Raw genomic sequence first — 436 nt, forward strand, 5'->3', positions numbered from 1 at the left:
CGCTGACCGCGCCTTGCGTGATCGAAAGCTGCGCCTCGACCTGGATGCTCTCGCCACCGGCGAACAGCGCCTTGCCGACGAAGCGAGTGGTGTCCTTCTCGAGCTTGCGCAGGCGCGCAAGATGCGCCTTGCTGCCCCGGATTCGCGAGCCGGTCATTCCCTGCGCCCCAGGCACTCGTAACCGATGCCCGCCGGATCAGTCGTCACGCTGCGCAGCAACCACGAGCCTGCATAGGGGCCGGTCTCGACCGTGATGGTCGCCTCGCTATCGATCGGGCGCGAGAGGCCGGAACCGAGCACGAGGATCCGAACGTCGCGGTCCTGATAGTCGTCGCGCGCACGCATGGCGTGCGTGACCGCATCGAACTGGACGCGGCACGGGATGATGACCGGGGTGCCGGGCGTTGCGATCGAGCCGCCGGGGGTGAGGGTGGGG

The 436-nt window shown here is 68.6% G+C and carries 1 protein-coding gene; it reads right to left on the minus strand.

What is annotated here, in order from left to right; translation table 11 throughout:
- Window positions 1–153 precede the first annotated feature (153 nt).
- Window positions 154–436, minus strand: a 283-nt coding sequence (locus tag AX735_RS25740; RefSeq protein WP_066278618.1) for a hypothetical protein, incomplete at its 5' end; no start/stop codon positions are given.

The organism is Blastomonas sp. CCH1-A6 (genome assembly GCF_001556365.1).
Classification (GTDB): Bacteria; Pseudomonadota; Alphaproteobacteria; order Sphingomonadales; family Sphingomonadaceae; genus Blastomonas; species Blastomonas ursincola.